16 protein-coding genes are annotated in these 16,596 nt (G+C 67.1%); 8 read left to right on the forward strand and 8 right to left on the reverse strand.

The window, feature by feature from the left end:
- The first annotated feature begins 9 nt into the window (after positions 1–9).
- The 4 genes from ABZ004_RS03680 to mptB all read left to right on the forward strand — a co-directional run bounded on the left by ABZ004_RS03680 (position 10) and on the right by mptB (position 4,259).
- A complete protein-coding gene (locus ABZ004_RS03680; protein WP_355678187.1) occupies positions 10–636 on the forward strand; it encodes a PadR family transcriptional regulator in 627 nt (208 codons plus the stop codon).
- 303 nt (positions 637–939) lie between these two features.
- Positions 940–1,926: an ATP-binding cassette domain-containing protein gene (locus ABZ004_RS03685; protein ID WP_355678188.1), complete on the forward strand. Its 987-nt coding sequence runs from the start codon at positions 940–942 to the stop codon at positions 1,924–1,926.
- Positions 1,923–2,687, forward strand: coding sequence for an ABC transporter permease (locus ABZ004_RS03690; RefSeq protein ID WP_355678189.1), 765 nt, complete (start codon positions 1,923–1,925; stop codon positions 2,685–2,687). Before ABZ004_RS03685 ends, ABZ004_RS03690 begins: the two co-directional genes overlap by 4 nt.
- A 66-nt stretch (positions 2,688–2,753) precedes the next feature.
- A complete protein-coding gene (mptB, locus tag ABZ004_RS03695) occupies positions 2,754–4,259 on the forward strand; it encodes a polyprenol phosphomannose-dependent alpha 1,6 mannosyltransferase MptB (protein WP_355678190.1) in 1,506 nt (501 codons plus the stop codon).
- Here the strand turns inward: mptB and ABZ004_RS03700 are convergent.
- From ABZ004_RS03700 to menE, 4 genes are all read right to left on the reverse strand, one after another.
- Complete coding sequence (locus ABZ004_RS03700) at positions 4,145–4,795, reverse strand: hypothetical protein (RefSeq protein ID WP_355678191.1); 651 nt, start codon at positions 4,793–4,795, stop codon at positions 4,145–4,147. The two genes, mptB and ABZ004_RS03700, sit on opposite strands and share 115 nt — an antisense overlap.
- A gap of 222 nt (positions 4,796–5,017) precedes the next feature.
- Positions 5,018–6,667 (reverse strand): 2-succinyl-5-enolpyruvyl-6-hydroxy-3-cyclohexene-1-carboxylic-acid synthase, encoded by a 1,650-nt coding sequence (menD, locus tag ABZ004_RS03705; protein ID WP_355678192.1) that lies wholly within the window; start codon positions 6,665–6,667, stop codon positions 5,018–5,020.
- The gene (locus tag ABZ004_RS03710; protein ID WP_355678193.1) at positions 6,664–7,599 is read right to left on the reverse strand and encodes an o-succinylbenzoate synthase; all 936 of its coding nucleotides are present in this window, start codon (positions 7,597–7,599) and stop codon (positions 6,664–6,666) included. Before ABZ004_RS03710 ends, menD begins: the two co-directional genes overlap by 4 nt.
- Positions 7,596–8,687 carry an o-succinylbenzoate--CoA ligase gene (gene menE, locus ABZ004_RS03715; protein WP_355678194.1) on the reverse strand — a complete coding sequence of 364 codons (1,092 nt, stop codon included), beginning with the start codon at positions 8,685–8,687 and terminating at the stop codon, positions 7,596–7,598. Before menE ends, ABZ004_RS03710 begins: the two co-directional genes overlap by 4 nt.
- 118 nt (positions 8,688–8,805) lie before the next feature.
- On the opposite strand from menE, the gene ABZ004_RS03720 reads away from it, so the two are divergent.
- Positions 8,806–9,678, forward strand: coding sequence for a 1,4-dihydroxy-2-naphthoate polyprenyltransferase (locus ABZ004_RS03720; protein WP_355678195.1), 873 nt, complete (start codon positions 8,806–8,808; stop codon positions 9,676–9,678).
- On the opposite strand, the gene ABZ004_RS03725 is transcribed toward ABZ004_RS03720, so the two are convergent.
- Both ABZ004_RS03725 and ABZ004_RS03730 read right to left on the reverse strand, forming a co-directional pair.
- Positions 9,675–10,811: a PLP-dependent cysteine synthase family protein gene (locus tag ABZ004_RS03725; protein ID WP_355678196.1), complete on the reverse strand. Its 1,137-nt coding sequence runs from the start codon at positions 10,809–10,811 to the stop codon at positions 9,675–9,677. The two genes, ABZ004_RS03720 and ABZ004_RS03725, sit on opposite strands and share 4 nt — an antisense overlap.
- Before the next feature lie 34 nt (positions 10,812–10,845).
- A complete protein-coding gene (locus ABZ004_RS03730; protein ID WP_355678197.1) occupies positions 10,846–11,466 on the reverse strand; it encodes a M23 family metallopeptidase in 621 nt (206 codons plus the stop codon).
- A gap of 140 nt (positions 11,467–11,606) precedes the next feature.
- Here ABZ004_RS03730 and ABZ004_RS03735 point away from each other — a divergent pair, with 140 nt between their 5' ends.
- From ABZ004_RS03735 to ABZ004_RS03745, 3 genes are all read left to right on the forward strand, one after another.
- Positions 11,607–12,617, forward strand: a complete 1,011-nt coding sequence (locus tag ABZ004_RS03735) for a M48 family metallopeptidase (protein ID WP_355678198.1) — start codon at positions 11,607–11,609, stop codon at positions 12,615–12,617.
- 32 nt (positions 12,618–12,649) lie between these two features.
- Positions 12,650–13,264 carry a TMEM175 family protein gene (locus ABZ004_RS03740; protein WP_355678199.1) on the forward strand — a complete coding sequence of 205 codons (615 nt, stop codon included), beginning with the start codon at positions 12,650–12,652 and terminating at the stop codon, positions 13,262–13,264.
- A gap of 126 nt (positions 13,265–13,390) precedes the next feature.
- Entirely contained in the window at positions 13,391–13,882 is a 492-nt protein-coding gene (locus ABZ004_RS03745) for a GNAT family N-acetyltransferase (protein WP_355678200.1), read from the forward strand.
- Between the two features lie 463 nt (positions 13,883–14,345).
- On the opposite strand, the gene ABZ004_RS03750 is transcribed toward ABZ004_RS03745, so the two are convergent.
- Positions 14,346–15,884 (reverse strand): MFS transporter, encoded by a 1,539-nt coding sequence (locus tag ABZ004_RS03750; protein ID WP_355678201.1) that lies wholly within the window; start codon positions 15,882–15,884, stop codon positions 14,346–14,348.
- A 62-nt stretch (positions 15,885–15,946) separates the two neighbouring features.
- Positions 15,947–16,558 (reverse strand): TetR/AcrR family transcriptional regulator C-terminal ligand-binding domain-containing protein, encoded by a 612-nt coding sequence (locus ABZ004_RS03755; RefSeq protein WP_355678202.1) that lies wholly within the window; start codon positions 16,556–16,558, stop codon positions 15,947–15,949.
- Positions 16,559–16,596 lie beyond the last annotated feature (38 nt).

Here is a 16,596-nt window from a genome sequence, read left to right on the forward strand (position 1 = left end):
ACTGCGACCATGTCCACCACGCGGTTGCTGCTTCTCGGGGTCGTCCGGATCTTCCAGCCGGCGTACGGCTATCAGTTGCGTCGCGAGTTGCTGACCTGGAACGTGCAGGAGTGGGCGAACATCAACCCCGGCTCGATCTACACCGGGCTGCGCACGCTGGCCAAGCACGGGTTGCTGGCGGAGATCGAGGAAGGTCCCGGCAACAAGCCCGGGCGTACGTCGTACAAGCTGACGCATGACGGCGAGAGCGAGTACTTCACGCTGCTGCGGAAGGCGCTGTGGAGCGTCGACGGGTTCCGGCCGGATCAGATGCAGGCCGCGCTCAGCTTCATGTGGTCGCTGCGGCGGGACGAGGTGATCGCGGCGCTCGAGTCGCGGATCGTCCAGCTCGAACAACTCGCCAAGGCGGAGCCGTTCTCCGAACGCCAGATCGAGGAAGACCCCGCCACCCCGAACCATGTCGTCGAGATGTTCCGGATCGCGGCCGCCCGCGACCGCGGCGAGCTCGAATGGACCCGTGCCTTCCACTCCCGGATCATCACCGGCGCCTACTCCTTCGCCGGCGAACCCCCCGACTGGGACCCCACCCCCGCCATGGTCGACCACTGGCAAACAATCCCCGAACCCCCCAACTGAACCCGGGACCAGCCAACCCACACCTTCGGCGGTTGTCCCCTGAAACTGTGGGTTGCCTGCGTGGATACCAGCGGACAACCCACAGTTTGAGGGGATAACCCAAACCGACTCAACTCCTCCCCGCACCGCGCCTTCCCTCGCTTACACCGGACTCAGCCCGCACCGCCTTCCCCAACACCCACCACCCGTCCGGCTCACCCCCTCTCCGCACCGCTTTCCCTGAGGCCCACCACCGGAGCTGGCCCAGCTGTTTGATCTTTAATCAACATTGACTAGTCAATGTTGACGGGCCAGACTGGGCGCATGATGATCGAAGCTCGCGGGCTCGTCCGCACCTTCAAGACCAAGCGCGGCCCGGTGAACGCCGTGCAGGGGGTAGACCTGAACGTCGCCGACGGAGAGATCGTCGGCTTCCTCGGCCCGAACGGCGCCGGCAAGACCACCACGATGCGGATGCTCGCGACCCTGATCAAGCCGACCAGCGGCTCCGCGACCGTCGCCGGTTGCGACCTCGCCCAGGACCCGGTCGGCGTCCGCCGCCGCATCGGCTACGTCTCCCAGAGCGGTTCCACCCTGCCCGAGGCGATCGCGGGCGACGAGGTCGTCGACCACGCCCGCTTGTACGGCGTGAGCAAGAAGCAGGCCGTTGCCGACGGCCAACGACTGTTCGAGGAGCTTGACCTGCCCGGCCTCTGGCGCCGCCAATGCAAGACCTTGTCGGGCGGTCAGCGCCGCCGCCTCGACATCGTGATGGGCCTGATCCACGACCCCAAGCTGATCTTCCTCGACGAGCCGACCACCGGCCTCGACCCGCAGGCGAGAGCCAATCTCTGGCAGCACATCCGCCACCTCCGCGAACGCGGCGCCACGATCTTCCTCACCACCCACTACCTGGACGAGGCCGACGCGCTCTGCGACCGGATCCTGGTCATCGACCACGGCAAGATCGTTGCCGCCGGCAAGCCCGAGGAGCTGAAGCAGCAGGTCTCCGGCGACGGCGTACGGCTCGGCCTCGCGGACACCACCCAGGCGCCCGCCGTCACCAAGATCGTCGAGGAACTCCCCGGCGCGGTCGCCGTCGAGACCGACGGTGACGTGGTCGCGTTCCGGATCCCGAACGGCGGTTCGGTGCTACCGGGTCTGCTGCGAGCGATCGATGCCCAGGGCATCGAGTTGCACGGGGTCGAGGTGCACCGGCCGACGCTGGACGACGTCTTCCTGACAATGACCGGCCGCTCCCTGCGCGACGAGGACACCGCCGTACCGGCTGAGAAGGAGACCGCGGCATGAGAACCCTGCAGGAGACCTGGATCGTCTTCAACCGCGCGATGCGGCTGTCGCTGCGCAACCCGATGTGGTCGATCCTGATGCTCAGCCAGCCGTTGATGTACCTGTTCCTGTTCGGCCCGCTGCTGAAGCCGATCACCGCACAGATCAGCCAGGGCGAGACCACGAACGCCTACCAGGTGTTCATTCCCGGCCTGATCGTCCAGCTCGGCATGTTCGGCGCGATGTTCGTCGGCTTCGGCCTGATCGCGGAGTACCGGGCCGGCGTGATCGAGGCCGACCGCGTGACCCCGGCGTCCCGGATGGCATTGATGGCAGGCCGCGTACTACGGGATGTCGTGGTCCTGGTCGTCCAGTCGATCCTGCTGCTGGTCGTCTCCATCCCGATGGGTCTGCGTGCCCCCTTGGGCGGAGTGCTGCTGTCGCTGGTGATCGTGGCCCTGCTCGGCGCGACCTTCGCGTCCCTGTCGTACTCCGTCGCGCTCATCACCAAGAGCGAGGACGCCCTGGCGCCGCTGCTGAACGGGATCGCGATGCCACTGCTCCTGCTGTCCGGCATCCTGCTGCCGATGCAGATCGGCCCGACGTGGTTGCAGCGCCTCTCCGACATCAGTCCGCTGAAGCACGTGGTCACCGGCGTACGGGCGCTCTTCCGCGGGGACATCAACAGCAGCTCGTCCCTGTGGGGCCTGTTCTGGGTAGTCCTGCTGACAATCATCGGCCTGACGGTTGGAGCTCGAACCTTCCGCAAGGAATCCGCCTAGCCACTGACGCTCCTGCATAAGCGCCTGTTCATCGAGGCGTCGCCGGGGAGTCCTAGCGTCAGATGCATGCGTCTACCGTCGCCCTTGATCCGTGGTGCGGTGGGCGCGTGCATCGTGGCGCTGGCCTCGCTGGTCACGTCCGTAGTACCGGAGTCGTCGTGGGTGGCTTCGCTGCCGATCGCTAGTGCGCTGCGCTCCACACTGGCCGGACGGATGACCGGGCTGACGTTCATGGTCGCCGGGCTCGGGCTGATGGTGTGGGCGTGGCTAGCGGTAGGCCGGGAGGTCCTGGCCGGCGTACGGCATCGCATGACTCCGCTAGTGATCGCCTGGAGTGCACCACTGCTCCTGGCTCCGCCACTGTTCAGCAGGGACGCCTGGAGCTATGCGGCGCAGGGTGCACTCGTCGCGAAGGGTTTCGATCCGTACGCCGTGGGGCCGGGTGCCCTGACCGGCCACATCGTCGAGGCAGTCGATCCGATGTGGATGGCGACTCCTGCGCCGTACGGGCCGATCCCTCTCGCGTACGGCGGGTTGATGGCGCGCCTGACGATGGACCCGTATCTCCTGATGCTCGCGCACCGGGCACTGGCGTTGCTGGGCATCGTGCTCATCGCCTGGGCAGTACCGCGACTCGCTACGGCCTGCCGGGTTGACCCGCGCGTTGCAACTTGGCTGGTGGTCGCCAACCCGGTGCTGATCACACACGGCCTCGGTGCCGCCCACAACGACGTACTGATGCTCGGTGTCGTCTGTGCTGCCTTCGCTGTCGCTCTCACTGGTCACTGGGGAACCGCTGCAGTCCTTGCTGGAACTGCCGCAGCCGTGAAGCTCCCTGGTGGTCTAGTGGTGATCGCTATCGCTGCAGTGATGAGCCCACTGGCGCGCCCTCGCCTACGACTGGCCAGTCTCGCCATAGCCGGCGTAGTAGCCGTAGTAACCCTCGCAACAATCGGTGAACTAGTAGGCGTCGGCTCGGGGTGGCTGAGCGCCCTGGACGTACCAGGCCTGGTCCGCTCTCCACTATCGATCGCCAACCTCATCGGGCTAGGCGCCGCAGGCGTCCTCAGCTGGCTAGGCGAAGACACCGCCGCCAAACAGGCGCTCCAGCTGGTCCGCCTAGTAGGCATGCTCACCGCTCTAGGCTTGATCGCAGTCCTAGGCCTACGCTCCTCGATCCACAACGCAGCCAGAGCAGTAGGAATCGCCTTACTAGCAGTCGTTCTCCTGGGCCCCACAGCTCACGACTGGTACTTCGTCTGGTGCCTACCGTTCTTAGCCGTAGCCCGCCCCGGCCGCCGCCTCACCACCGCCCTCATCGGCGTCAGCACCATCCTCACCATCGCCGCCCCCCTCAACTCCTCGCTCCGCGGCGCCGCAATCCCCATCCTCGTCACCACCTCCCTAGTCCTAGTAGTCCTAGCCACCCTCCTAGGCCGAATCCACACCATGCAACCTCAGACCCCCGCCAGGGGCCGGTCGCCGATCAGAGAAGGCACCCTGCTGGTCGACTCGATTCGTGCCCCTAACAGCGGAGAAATCCGCTCAGCGACATCGACCATCCGCTCATAGACCTTCCCGAGATCAAGCCGGTGGATCGGCTCATGATGAGCGATCCGATTCCGCAGCAGACGCAACTCGTTCAACTCGGAATGCAGATGTGCCCGCCGGACCGAACCGTCGAACGCACCCCGCAGACAGGGCTGCCAGAGCCGGCGGTTGTACTCGTCCGCCAGCAGCGACCACCAGAATCCGAAGGTCAACTCGGCGACCACCTTGCCGTGGATCTCCACCGTTCGCCCCTGGGTGGCGTTCGCCCGGGCAACCGTGATCCTGCGCCGGGTCGAGGGTGTCAAGTTGATCGCCGGCTCGAGGTACCAGGGTCGCCGTGCACCCTGCACGATCGCCCAGCGGGTCAGTTGGCGATCCATCGCGTTCCGCAGACCGATCTCTACGTAGTGCAGGGACTCGTAGAAGGCTCCGCTGATCTCGGAGTTCCAGGTGTAGAGGCGCAGCCCGTTGTGGGTGTCACCACCGGCCGCGGCGAGATACGGGCGCAGGCGTGCTCGCGAGAGCAGGTCTTCCATGGTCCAGCTCTGTCGTGTCACGACGCCGTCCAGGTGTCCAGTAGGTGGGGTTTGGCAGCGCGGCGGCGATGGGTTACTTTGGAGATCAGTGAGTGCCCCGGGAATCACGGCGTACCGGCTTCGGCCAGGGAAACCCCCCGGGGCCTTTTCTTTGCCTCAAAGGGTTTCGCTTCGCGCACGTCGAGCCTAGCCAGCTGACCGCGACGCTGCCGGTCGGCGGGAGCGCACCTGTGGATAACCCGCTCAGGGCTGGGTGAGCGCCTGCTGAGTGGCGGCGGCGAGGGCAGCAGCCAGGTCGCGGTGGGTGGTGCGGTTGAGGGGGGCTTCTATGACGGTGATGCCGGCGACGGTGGGGGTCAGGGCGGCGCGGAGGGCGTCTTGGGTTTCTACTAGTTGGTGGGGGATGTTGGCGCCGGCGCAGAGGGCGGCGAGGTTGGCGTTGTGGGGGGTGCCGAAGACTCGGTCGAAGTGGGTGGTGTGGGCGTCCGAGCCTTGTTCCAAGGTGGAGAAGATGCCGCCGCCGTTGTCGTTGATGACGACGATGCGCAGGTCGGGGCGCGGCTCGGCAGGGCCGATGATCAGGCCGTTGAAGTCATGCAGGAAGGCCAGATCGCCAACCAGGGCGTGCGTTGCGCCCGCGTTGGCGAGGGCAGCTCCGACCGCGGTCGACAGCGTGCCGTCGATGCCGGCGAGGCCGCGGTTCGCGACCGTGCGGATCGGTACGACGGGCGCCAGGTCCAGGTCGCGCACGGAATTCGACGACGCGACCACCAGCATGCCGTCGGCGCCGACCGCCTCGGCCACGATCGCCGCGATGGCAGGTCCGGTCAGCCCATCGGCCAGCACCTTGTCGAGAGCCGGGCGGGCCAGCTGGTCCGCGTGCTGCCAGCGAGCAAGCCAATCCGAGGAGTCGGCCTTGGTCACCTCGAGCCCAGTGACCACAGCAGCAGCGCGACGCCCAGCGTCCGGCCACAACCCAGTCGGCGCGACCACGACCACCTCGACGTCAGCACGTGCCAGCAGCTTCGACACCGGCCGCGACAGCGTCGGATGCCCGAACACCAGCACCCGCTCGATCTCATCCGCCAAAGACGATGCCGACAGCAACAATCGGTACGCCGAGATCACGGCCGGCCCGGTTCGCGCCCGACTGGACGGCTCCGCGAACAGCGGCCACCTCCCCGCCTCGGCCGCAAGCCGCGCAGCCTGCGAAGCACCATCCCCGGCGACCACAACCGTCTTCGGCCCAGCAGCAACAGCAGTCGGCTCCGCAGCACCCGCGTGAACACTCGTCCACGGACCGCTACGTCCGTCAAGCGACTCCGGCCACTCAGGTTCGTCCCCAGGCACCAGCGGTTCAGCCAGCGCACAGTTCAGCTGCACCGGCCCGGGGTCCGCAGTACGAGCTCCAACAGCAGCAGACACCGCCCGGTCGACAGTAGAACGCCAGTAGGCCACCTGCCCAACCTCACGACGAGGCGTACCGACCTCGTGGAACAACCGCACGGCAGACCCGAACACCTTGATCTGGTCTGTCGTCTGGTTCGCCCCGCTCCCCCGCAACTCCGGCGGCCGGTCCGCACTCAGCACGATCAACGGCAGTCCACTGTGCGATGCCTCGAGAACAGCAGGGTGCAGGTTGACGACCGCAGTACCGGACGTTGTGACCACCGGCACCGGCAGCCCGGTCCCGCGAATCAACCCGATCGCCAGGAACCCCGCAGTACGTTCATCGATCCGCACGTGCAACCGCAGCCGCCCCTCGCGGTCCGCAGCGGCCAGGGCCAACGCCAGCGGCGCACTGCGCGAACCTGGTGCCAGCACGGCCTCGCGCACACCCAGCTTGATCAACTCGTCGACCACCACAGTCGCGAACGCCGTGGACGGGTTCATCGCACACTCCCCTTCAGGAGGTTCTCCACCCGGGCATACCGGGCTTCCCAAGCAGCAGTGATCTCTGGCGAAGCAGTAGGCAACTCCAACGAAGGATGCACCCGTCCGACGGGCAAGTAGCCATCCACCGGCAGCAGCGGTGAGTCAACGACCTCAGAGGTGAACATAGAAACAGTGCCCAGCCCGCACGCATACGGAAGCTCCGGCAACGCCGCTGCCAACGCCACTCCAGCAGCGATTCCCACAGACGTCTCCAGCGCCGACGACACCACCACAGGCAGCCCTATCTGCTCAGCGATCTCCAGGCACGCCCGGACTCCACCGATAGGCTGCACCTTCAGTACTGCGATGTCGGCCGCCTCCAACTTCCTTACCAGCAAGGGATCCTCGGCCCGGCGGATGGACTCGTCTGCCGCCACCAGCACGTCCGTACGCCGGCGTACGGCAGCCAGGTCTTCCACAGCAGCACACGGCTGCTCCACATACTCCAAGTCGAACCGCGCCAACTCCTTCAAGCAGCGCAGCGCCTCGTCGACCGACCAAGCCCCGTTCGCGTCGATCCGAACCCGGCCCGACGCACCAATGGCGTCGCTGACAGCCTCAACCCGCTCCATGTCGTCGGCCAACGTCTGCCCAGGCTCGGCAACCTTCACCTTGGCAGTGCGACACCCAGAGGCCCTGACGATCTCCGCAGCCTTCTCCGGACCGATAGCGGGCACAGTGCAGTTCACCGGCACTACGGAACGCACCGGCTCCGGCCACCCGTCCACAGCCGCTTCGCGGGCGGCCCTGAGCCAGGCAACACAAGTAGCGTCGTCGTAGTCGAGGAACGGACTCCACTCGGCCCACCCGGCCGGTCCCTCGAACAACATCCCCTCACGGACAGTGATCCCGCGGAAGCGGTTCTTCAGCTCGATCGCAAAGGTGATCACCGCACACCCTCCAGCAACGCCTGCCGATCAACCTTGCCCGAGGCAAGCATCGGCAACGCGCCGAGCGGAACCACGTCCCGCGGCGCCCAGGTCCGCGGCAACACCTCCGCCACGAAGTCCCGCAACTCCTCCAGCCCAACGTCACCGACCACGAACGCCACCACCCGGCTACCCCACTCGGCATCAGGCACCCCAAGCACAACGGCGTCCTGAACCGAAGAATGCTCCAGCAGCCGAGCCTGTACGGCGGTCAGCGTCACGTTCACGCCGCCAGAGATCACCACGTCGTCCAACCGCCCGATCACCTGCAGCCGGTCATCCACCAACCGCCCGCGATCCTGCGTCCAGAACCACCCGTCCCGCAGCACCTCGGCAGTCAGCTCCGGCCGCAGCCGATACCCGGAGAACAAGGTCGGCCCGCTGATCAGAATCCGCTCCCCCTCCAGCCGCGCAGCCGTCCCCGCCAACGGCTCGCCCGCATAGAAGCAGCCGCTGCCGGTCTCCGTCATCCCGTACGCCGGTATCGCGGCGACTCCGGCTGCGCGAACCCGCTCCTTCAGCGACACCGACATCGGCGCCCCGCCGATCACAATCGCGTCGAAGCTCCGCAGCGCATCCAACTCGTTGTCGAGATACCGCGCGAGCTGGGTCGGCACCATCGCCGTGTAGCGCCGTGAACCAGTCATCGCGGCAGCACCGGCCGCCAGCGACGGGTACTCCCAGGCGATCACCGGCGCGTAGCCAGCGAGTAGGGAGCGCGTGAGTACCTGCAGCCCACCCACGAAGTACGGCTGCATCGGCAGCAGCCACTGCCCGGGTCCGCCGAGTCGCTCGTGCGTGGCGGTGGCTGAGGCGACCAGGGCTTCACGCGACAGCATCACGCCCTTCGGCTCGCCTGAGGTACCGGAGGTCGTCAGGATCACCGCGCAGTCGTCGTCAACCGGCTCGTCCGGGGCTACTGCCAGCTTGACCCGCTCAGCCGAGGCCGGGTCGGCCGGAACCGGGGCGAACGGCGTACCGGTTCCGTCCAGCACGGCCGCCAACGCGGGCAACACGGCATCCGGGGTGCCAGGAACCAGCCGTAACACCCTTTGCCTTCCTTCCGCCGCCGTAGTCATCTCCTCCGAGCGTACGGCGCGACCCGCACCTGCCCGCAGCCTGTACCGCCTGCAGGCGTCTACTAGTGAGCTGACAGACTTGTTGCTCATGGCCACCCCTGCCCAGTGGATCGAAGGCGCTCGCCCGCGCACGCTGCCCGCTGCCGTCGCCCCGGTGCTCGTCGGTACCGGCGCCGCCGCCTACCTCGACGCCTTCGTGTGGTGGAAGGCTCTGCTGGCGCTCGGAGTCGGCCTCGCCCTCCAGATCGGCGTCAACTACGCCAACGACTACTCCGACGGCATCCGCGGCACCGACGAGAACCGCGTCGGCCCGCTCCGCCTAGTCGGCTCCAAAGTCGCCAGCCCTTCCCAGGTGAAAGCAGCAGCATTCATCTGCTTCGGCATCGGCGCGGTGCTCGGAGTCATCCTCTGTGCCACCTCCAGCTGGTGGCTACTGATCGCCGGAGCCGCCTCAGTCACTGCAGCCTGGTTCTACACCGGCGGCAAGAAGCCGTACGGCTACCGCGCGCTAGGTGAAGTCAGCGTCTTCCTCTTCTTCGGCCTGGTCGCAGTGCTCGGTACTACGTACGTGCAAGCCGAGAAGCTCAGCTGGACCGCCTTCGCGGGAGCTGTAGCCATCGGGTCGATCGCCTGTGCGCTACTGGTCGCCAACAACCTGCGCGACATCCCCACCGACTCCGTCACCGGCAAGCGCACGCTAGCCGTAGTACTGGGCGCGTCAAACTCCCGGAAGCTCTACGGGATCCTCGTTCTCCTGGCGTTCGCCATGGCAGTCTGGTCCGTCGCAGCGACTCCCTGGGCACTCCTGGCCTTCATAGCGGCACCACTGGCCTTCAGGTCGATCAAGGTGGTCCTCAGCGATGCTGTCGGCCCCGCACTGATCCCGGTCCTGCAGGGCACCGGCCTGACCGAACTGCTCTACGCCGTCGGCCTCGCTGTGGGTCTCGCCATCGGCGGCTAGCGCACCGGCTCCCGCCAGCGACCAGTGCTGGCGAAGCCTTCCAGCGTCTCGGCGTACGGCGCCAGGTCGATCCCGTTCCGCTTGAGCCACTCGTCGTCGTAGTACGTCTCGCTGTAGCGCTCCCCGCCGTCGCAGAGCAGCGTCACGATGCTCCCGCGAACGCCGGTACGCCGCATCTCGGCCGCCAGCCGCAGCGAGCCCCACAGGTTCGTCCCGGTCGATCCACCGACCAGACGGCCGAGCACCTTCGAACAGAACCGCATCGCCGCGATCGAGGCGGCATCCGGTACGGCGATCATCCGGTCCACCACCCCGAGCACGAACGAGGGCTCCACCCGCGGCCGGCCGATCCCCTCGATCCGGGACGGCCGCCCGGTCGCGAAGTCGCCGTCGCCGGACTCGAAGGCCGGGAAGAAGGCCGAGTTCTCCGGGTCGACGACCGCAACGGAGGTGTCGTGCCGCTGGTAGCGCACATATCGGCCGATGGTGGCCGAGGTACCGCCGGTTCCCGCGCCGACCACGATCCAGGACGGGATCGGGTGCTGCTCCAGCGCGAGCTGGCCGAAGATCGACTCGGCGATGTTGTTGTTCCCGCGCCAGTCGGTGGCGCGTTCGGCGTACGTGAACTGGTCCATGTAGTGGCCGCCGGTCTCCTCGGCCAGCCGCTTGGCCTCGCCGTAGATCTGCCCGGAGCGCTCGACCATGTGGCAGGTGCCGCCGTAGAACTCGATCAGATCGACCTTCTCCTGGCTGGTCGACCGGGGCATCACCGCGACGAACGGGAGCCCGAGCAGCCGCGCGAAGTACGCCTCGCTGACCGCGGTGGAGCCGCTGGAGGCCTCGATCACCGTGGTGCCCTCGCGGATCCAGCCGTTGCAGAGCGCGTAGAGGAACAGGGACCGGGCCAGCCGGTGCTTCAGCGAGCCGGTCGGGTGCACCGACTCGTCCTTCAAGTACAGGTCGACGCCGACCAGCTCCGGCATCGGGAACACGTGCAGATGGGTGTCCGCACTGCGGTTGGCGTCCGCGTCGACGATCCGGATCGCCTCCGACACCCAGGCCCGTTCCTTGTCGTCGCGCCGGTCGACCTCCCGGCACGGTAGCGGCTTGCTGACCCCGTGAACCTCACTCATTCGGTCAGGCTAGCGCTACCGTGCCGGGTTGGCGTCAGCAGTCGCGCGTCCTGGTGTAGCCCGCGGGGCCTGGGTAGGCGACCCAGGTGCTGGTGCCGAACTTGGCAGCCACCACTACGCCGTCCTTGATCTGCTCGTAGTGCAGGTGCGGCGCCGTGACGTTGCCGGTGCCACCCACATGGCCGATCTGCGAACTGTCGGTGACGTGGTCGTTCACTGCCACCCCACGATCCTGCAGGTGCGCGTAGAGCGTGTGCCACCCGTCTCCGTGGGCGATCTCGATGTAGTTGCCGTAGCCGCCGGCGTCATACGCCGAGCGCACCACGGTCCCGGCCGCGCTCGTCTTGACCGGCTTCCCGAGATCGTCGCTGCCGGAACCCCAGTTGAGGTCGACGGCGTAGTACGAAGGACTGTGCCCGACCCGGCTGGCACCGGACCAGGTCTCCCCACACCGGAACGGCACCCGCAGCAACGGCCGTTCAGCCGCAGCAACCTGCGCTCGCACAGCAGCAGCCTTAGCAGCCGGTACTGCGGCCCGCTGCGCCTCATAACTCGACGGAGCCGGAGCTGGATCTTGTACTGCGCTAGCGCTCAACGCCGGCGCGATAGTCAGCGCGGCCAGAGCAACGGCCACACCAAGGGCTGGTCTGAACATCGGGTCCTCCATAGGGCGGTAGGAGACTTGACCCATCCAGCGTGTGCCCTGCGGTTATCCACAGCGAGCAGCTCGACCAAACTCGACCAGACCCCGATCCGAGCTACCTTGGGGGGCACACGTCGACTTGTGGGGGAATGATGACCGAGAACGACGAGCGGCCGACCAGGACCAGGGTTACGCTCACCGACATCAGCTCGCGCGCCTGGGAGCACCCGGCGGACCGCGGCGCACTGGTGGCCCTGCGACAGCTCAAGGGGTTCGACTTCGTCCTCCGCAAGATGTCCGGGCTGATCAACGAGCGGGCCTTCCGGCTTCAGTTCCTCGGGTCGGCGATCCGGGTCGACGAGCGGCAGTTCCCGAAGGTGCACCGGCTCTTCACCGAGGCGGCGACCACGCTCGACGTCCGGGACCTGCCCGAGCTGTACATCACCAACTTCCCGATGTGGAACGCCGTCACGATCGGCATGGACAAGCCGTTCATCGTGCTGAACAGCGCGCTGGTGAAGGGCCTCGACGACGAGGAACTGCGGTTCGTCCTCGGCCACGAGCTCGGCCACGCCCAGAGCGGGCACGCGCTCTACCAGTCGCTGCTGTTCTGGCTGATGCGGCTGACCGGAGCGCTGAACTGGATGCCGATCGGCGCACTCGGCCTGCGTGCGATCATCGCCGCGCTGCACGAGTGGGCGCGCAAGGCGGAGCTGTCCGGCGACCGGGCCGGCCTGCTCGCAGTACAGGATCCCGCTGCTGCGCTGCGCGTCCAGATGAAGCTGGCCAGCGGTGGGCAGCTTGAGGAGCTGGACACCACCGCGTTCCTGGCGCAGGGCACGGAGTACGAGAGCGCCGGCGACCTGCGCGACAGCGTGCTCAAGCTACTGCTGCTCGAGGCGGCGACGCACCCGCTGGCCGTCGTACGGGCGCACGAGCTGCGCCGCTGGGTCGACGAGGGTGAGTACACGGCGATCGTCTCCGGCAGCTACCCGAAGCGCCAGGAGGACGGCGACGCGTCGATGTCGCAGGAGGCGAAGAACGCGGCCAAGTCGTACTCCGAAGCCTTCGCCCGCTCGCAGGACCCGCTCGCCAAACTCCTCCGCGACATGAGCGAGGGCCTCGGCGGGGTCCGCGACTGGGTCTCCTCCAAAATTCGCTGAGCACCGACCGGGCCCTGAGTTAGGGTCTGGCCGTGAAAACGGCGCGCCTGGAAGCCTTCAGCGACGGGGTGTTCGCGATTGCGATCACCTTGTTGATCATCGAGATCAAGGTGCCGGAGGACACCAGTCATCTGCTGTCCTCGCTGGGCCACCTCTGGCCGTCGTACCTGGGATTCGTGATCAGCTTCCTGGTGATCGGGCTGATCTGGGCGAACCACCATGCGATGTTCGACCACATCCAGACCGCCGACCGGATGTTGCTGTTCCTCAACACGCTGCTGCTGATGCTGGTCGTCTTCATCCCGTTCAGTGCGGGCGTGCTAGCCGCCGCCTTCCGCGACGGCGAGTCCGAACGGACAGCCGTCGTCCTGTACGGCGTGGTGCTGGTGGCCGGCGGTTTCCCGTTCAACGCGATCTGGGAGTACGCCCGGCGCAACCACCGGCTGCTCGGCCCCAGCATCACCCCGGCCGAGGCGAAGGCGATCGCCCATCGCTTCTATCTCGGCCCCATCCTGTACGGCGTGGGCACGCTGCTCGGCGCCGTCGTACCGGTCCTCGGCCTCGCCGTCTTCGCCGTCCTGATCCCGTTCTACTGGCTGCCGCCGGCGATGACCTGGATCCGCAAACCGAGTTCTGTAGTTGAGTAACTCCAGCTAGTGACAACTGGCCGCCGGCGGCCGTATCTTCAGCTGACCCGCCGGCGGGCAACCCCCTCCCCCGCCGGCCGGTCAAACCGGTTGCTTGCCGACCCCGGGGGCGACGAGGCTGTCGGCGTGATCGAACTTCTTGAACTCACTCCGGACGACTGGAAGCTCTGGCGCGAACTGCGCTTGGCAGCACTCGCCGACGCCCCGTTCGCCTTCGGCTCCCAACTCGCCGACTGGGTGGACGCCGAGGAAAGCCGCTGGCGCGCCCGCCTCGAACTCCCCGGCTCACTCAACCTGATCGCCGTCCTCGACGGCACCCCGATCGGCATGGCCACCGGCGTCCCCGACGACACCGAACCCGGCGTCACCGCCCTCATCTCGATGTGGATCGCCCCATCCGGCCGAGGCCAAGGCGTCGGCGACGCCCTGCTGGCCCGCATCGAGTCCGCGGCCCGAGCCGCCGGCTCCCACACCCTCATACTTTCAGTTGTCGAAGGCAACGAAAAGGCGCACGCCCTCTACACCCGCAGCGGCTACCAGGACACCGACGAACCAGGCGACCTCATGCCCGACGGAAAAGCCCGAGAACGCATCATGCGCAAACCCCTGAAGAACTGAGCCACAGGGCTCACATGCCGGAACGTACGCCGACCATAGGCGTACCGACGGACATGACGTATGCACCAGGAAATGGATTGCCCCTCCAGCGAGGAGCCTGACGCAGCCACCCCCAGGGCAACATCTCATGTCCCTCGGCACGCGACTCATCGCCGATCCGCGGGCAGCAGGTCAGCGAAGCGAGGTCATGATCGGTGTCGATGCCAGCATCTGACCTCGGTCAATTCACACGGAGTTGTCACTGAGCGCGGGTCTCAGGCCGACGATGATCAGCTGGCGAGCATGGGGTCGCGGTTGCAACTGCTGCTTGAGAGGCACGAGGACGCGACGTAGGAGCGTCCATAGCTGGGGGATGGGGAGCAGGCGACGTAGGAGCCTGCGTTGGGCAGGGTTCTTCCCGTAGTACAAAACAAAGGAGGGCCGCACCCCGCCCCCGGGATGCGGCCCTGCTTGTGGAGACGGGTTAGCCGATGTGGACTGGTTTGCCGTCGTTGGCCAGGTCCTTGTGCTTGACGGAGAGGCCGATGAGGGTGATCAGGGCCGCGCCGACGAACATGAAGGCGGAGACCAGGAACGCGGTGGTGAAGCCGTGGGTGGTGGCGACCGCGGTGGCTTGCGCCTGGAGCTGCTTGGCCTGGTCGGGCGACGCCTGTGAAGCCTGCGCCAGCCCAGGAGCGAGCTCGGTGAACTTGTCCTTGATCGCGTTGGTGGAGACCGTGCCGAGCAGCGCCAGGCCGACCGCACCACCGATCTGCTGAACGGTGTTCAGTACTGCGGAGCCGACACCCGAGTCGGTGTCCGCGACACCGCTGACCGCGGTCAGCGTGAGCGGCACGAAGATCAGGCCCATGCCGAACGACAGCAGCAGGATGAACGGCAGCAGACCGCCCAGGTAGTGCGAGTCCACCGTGAGCTGGTGGAAGCCGAACAGACCGCCGGCCGCGACCGCCGAACCGGCGCCGGCGATCCAGCGCGGATCGATCCGGGCGATCAGGACCGAGGCGAGCTGCGCCGCGACCACGATGCCGAAGCTGAACGGCAGGAAGGCGAAACCGGTCTTCAGTGCGCTGTAGCCGAGCACGTTCTGGATGTAGATGCCGAGGAAGTAGAACATCGAGAACATCGCGGCACCGACGACCAGCATCACGAAGAAGCTGACCCCGCGGGTCCGGTTGGCCAGGATCCGGAACGGCATCAGCGCGTGCCGGGACCGGGCCTCGATGCCGAGGAAGACGGCGATCAGCGCCAGACCACCGATGATGAAGCCCAGCGTCACCCCGTTGCCCCAGCCGTCCTGACCGGCGTGCGTCAGGCCGTAGACCAGCGCCGTCAGACCGACGGTTCCGGTGATCGCGCCCGGCATGTCGAACTTGCCGCGCTGACGGGCCGACTCACCCAGGTAGCGGATGGCCAGGAAGGCCACGATCAGGCCGATCGGGGTGTTGATGAAGAACGTCCAGCGCCAGGAGGCTTCGGTCAGCAGGCCACCGAGGATCAGGCCGACCGCGGCACCCGCACCTGACATCGCGGCGTACACGGCCATCGCGCGGTTGCGCTCCTTGCCGGCCGGGAAGGTGGTGGTGATCAGCGCGAGCGCGTTCGGCGAGGCGGCGGCGGCGCCGACGCCCTGCAGGATCCGGCTGGCGAGCAGCAGGGTCTCGTTCTGGGAGATACCACCCAGGAAGGAAGCGATGCCGAACAGCACGACACCGAACATGAACACCTTGCGGCGGCCGAGGATGTCCCCGATCCGGCCGCCGAGCAGCAGCAGACCACCGAAGGCCAGCGCGTAGGCGTTGACCACCCACGGCAGCGAGGCGTTGCTGAAGCCCAGGTCGATCTGGATGTGTGGCAGGGCGATGTTGACGATGGTGCCGTCCAGCACGACCATCAGCTGCGCCATGCTGATCAGCGCCAGCGCGATCCCGAGATTGCGGTGACCGTGCGCAGGCGCCCCTTCTACCGACTCCGACGAGTCGGTCTTGATGACGTCTTCAGACATTTCTGGATGTTCCCCTCTTGGGTGTTACTGGCTGTTGGTCGCTGAGTCCGGCCCCACACCGGTCAGCTCACCTGCGACCCCCGCGCCGCAGGCAGGATCACGTGGTCGATCACGCGCAGGATCAGGTCTTCGGTCGGCTCGATGCCGAGCACGAAGGCGTGGTGGATGATCACCGCGGGCAGCGTCTGCGACAGCAGTTCGATGTCGACCTCGGCACCGATCTCCCCCCGCTGGACGGCGCGCTCGAAGACGCCGTTGGTGAGGGCCAGCCGGGGCGCCAGGAAGCGCTCCTTGAAGGCCTTCTGCAGGTCCGCGTCCCGGTGCAGCGCGGTCAGCAGACCGGCCATCACCGACATCGGCAGCTCGGAGGTGAACCCACCCTCGTTACAGGACATCGAGATCAGGTCGCCCCGCAGGCTCCCGGTGTCGACGTCCTCGGGCATCGGGCAGCCCTTCGCCCGGCTGATCGCGTCGACCACGAGCTCGGCCTTCGTCGACCAGCGCCGGTACAGCGTCGCCTTGCTGGCTTTGGCGGCCGTGGCCACCGCATCCATGGTCAGCCGGTCGTAGCCCAGTTCGGCGACGACCTCGACGGTCGCGTCGAGGATCTCCTCTTCGCGGCCACCTTCGACCCTGGGCCGCTGGCGCGGACCGGCTTCGACGCTGTCTGACATGAGTTGATGATCACCCTGTGTGGTTGATTGGGTACTGA

The organism is Kribbella sp. NPDC006257 (assembly GCF_040613535.1).
GTDB lineage: Bacteria > Actinomycetota > Actinomycetes > Propionibacteriales > Kribbellaceae > Kribbella.

What these genes read in the sequence shown, in the direction of transcription:
- ABZ004_RS03680 (WP_355678187.1), top strand. Translation starts at nt 10, where the DNA reads ATGTCCACCACGCGGTTGCTGCTTCTCGGGGTCGTCCGGATCTTCCAG.
- ABZ004_RS03690 (WP_355678189.1), top strand. Translation starts at nt 1,923, where the DNA reads ATGAGAACCCTGCAGGAGACCTGGATCGTCTTCAACCGCGCGATGCGG.
- ABZ004_RS03750 (WP_355678201.1), bottom strand. Translation starts at nt 15,884, where the DNA reads ATGTCTGAAGACGTCATCAAGACCGACTCGTCGGAGTCGGTAGAAGGG.
- ABZ004_RS03735 (WP_355678198.1), top strand. Translation starts at nt 11,607, where the DNA reads ATGACCGAGAACGACGAGCGGCCGACCAGGACCAGGGTTACGCTCACC.
- ABZ004_RS03720 (WP_355678195.1), top strand. Translation starts at nt 8,806, where the DNA reads ATGGCCACCCCTGCCCAGTGGATCGAAGGCGCTCGCCCGCGCACGCTG.
- menD (WP_355678192.1), bottom strand. Translation starts at nt 6,667, where the DNA reads ATGAACCCGTCCACGGCGTTCGCGACTGTGGTGGTCGACGAGTTGATC.
- ABZ004_RS03685 (WP_355678188.1), top strand. Translation starts at nt 940, where the DNA reads ATGATGATCGAAGCTCGCGGGCTCGTCCGCACCTTCAAGACCAAGCGC.
- ABZ004_RS03730 (WP_355678197.1), bottom strand. Translation starts at nt 11,466, where the DNA reads ATGTTCAGACCAGCCCTTGGTGTGGCCGTTGCTCTGGCCGCGCTGACT.
- mptB (WP_355678190.1), top strand. Translation starts at nt 2,754, where the DNA reads ATGCGTCTACCGTCGCCCTTGATCCGTGGTGCGGTGGGCGCGTGCATC.
- ABZ004_RS03725 (WP_355678196.1), bottom strand. Translation starts at nt 10,811, where the DNA reads ATGAGTGAGGTTCACGGGGTCAGCAAGCCGCTACCGTGCCGGGAGGTC.
- ABZ004_RS03755 (WP_355678202.1), bottom strand. Translation starts at nt 16,558, where the DNA reads ATGTCAGACAGCGTCGAAGCCGGTCCGCGCCAGCGGCCCAGGGTCGAA.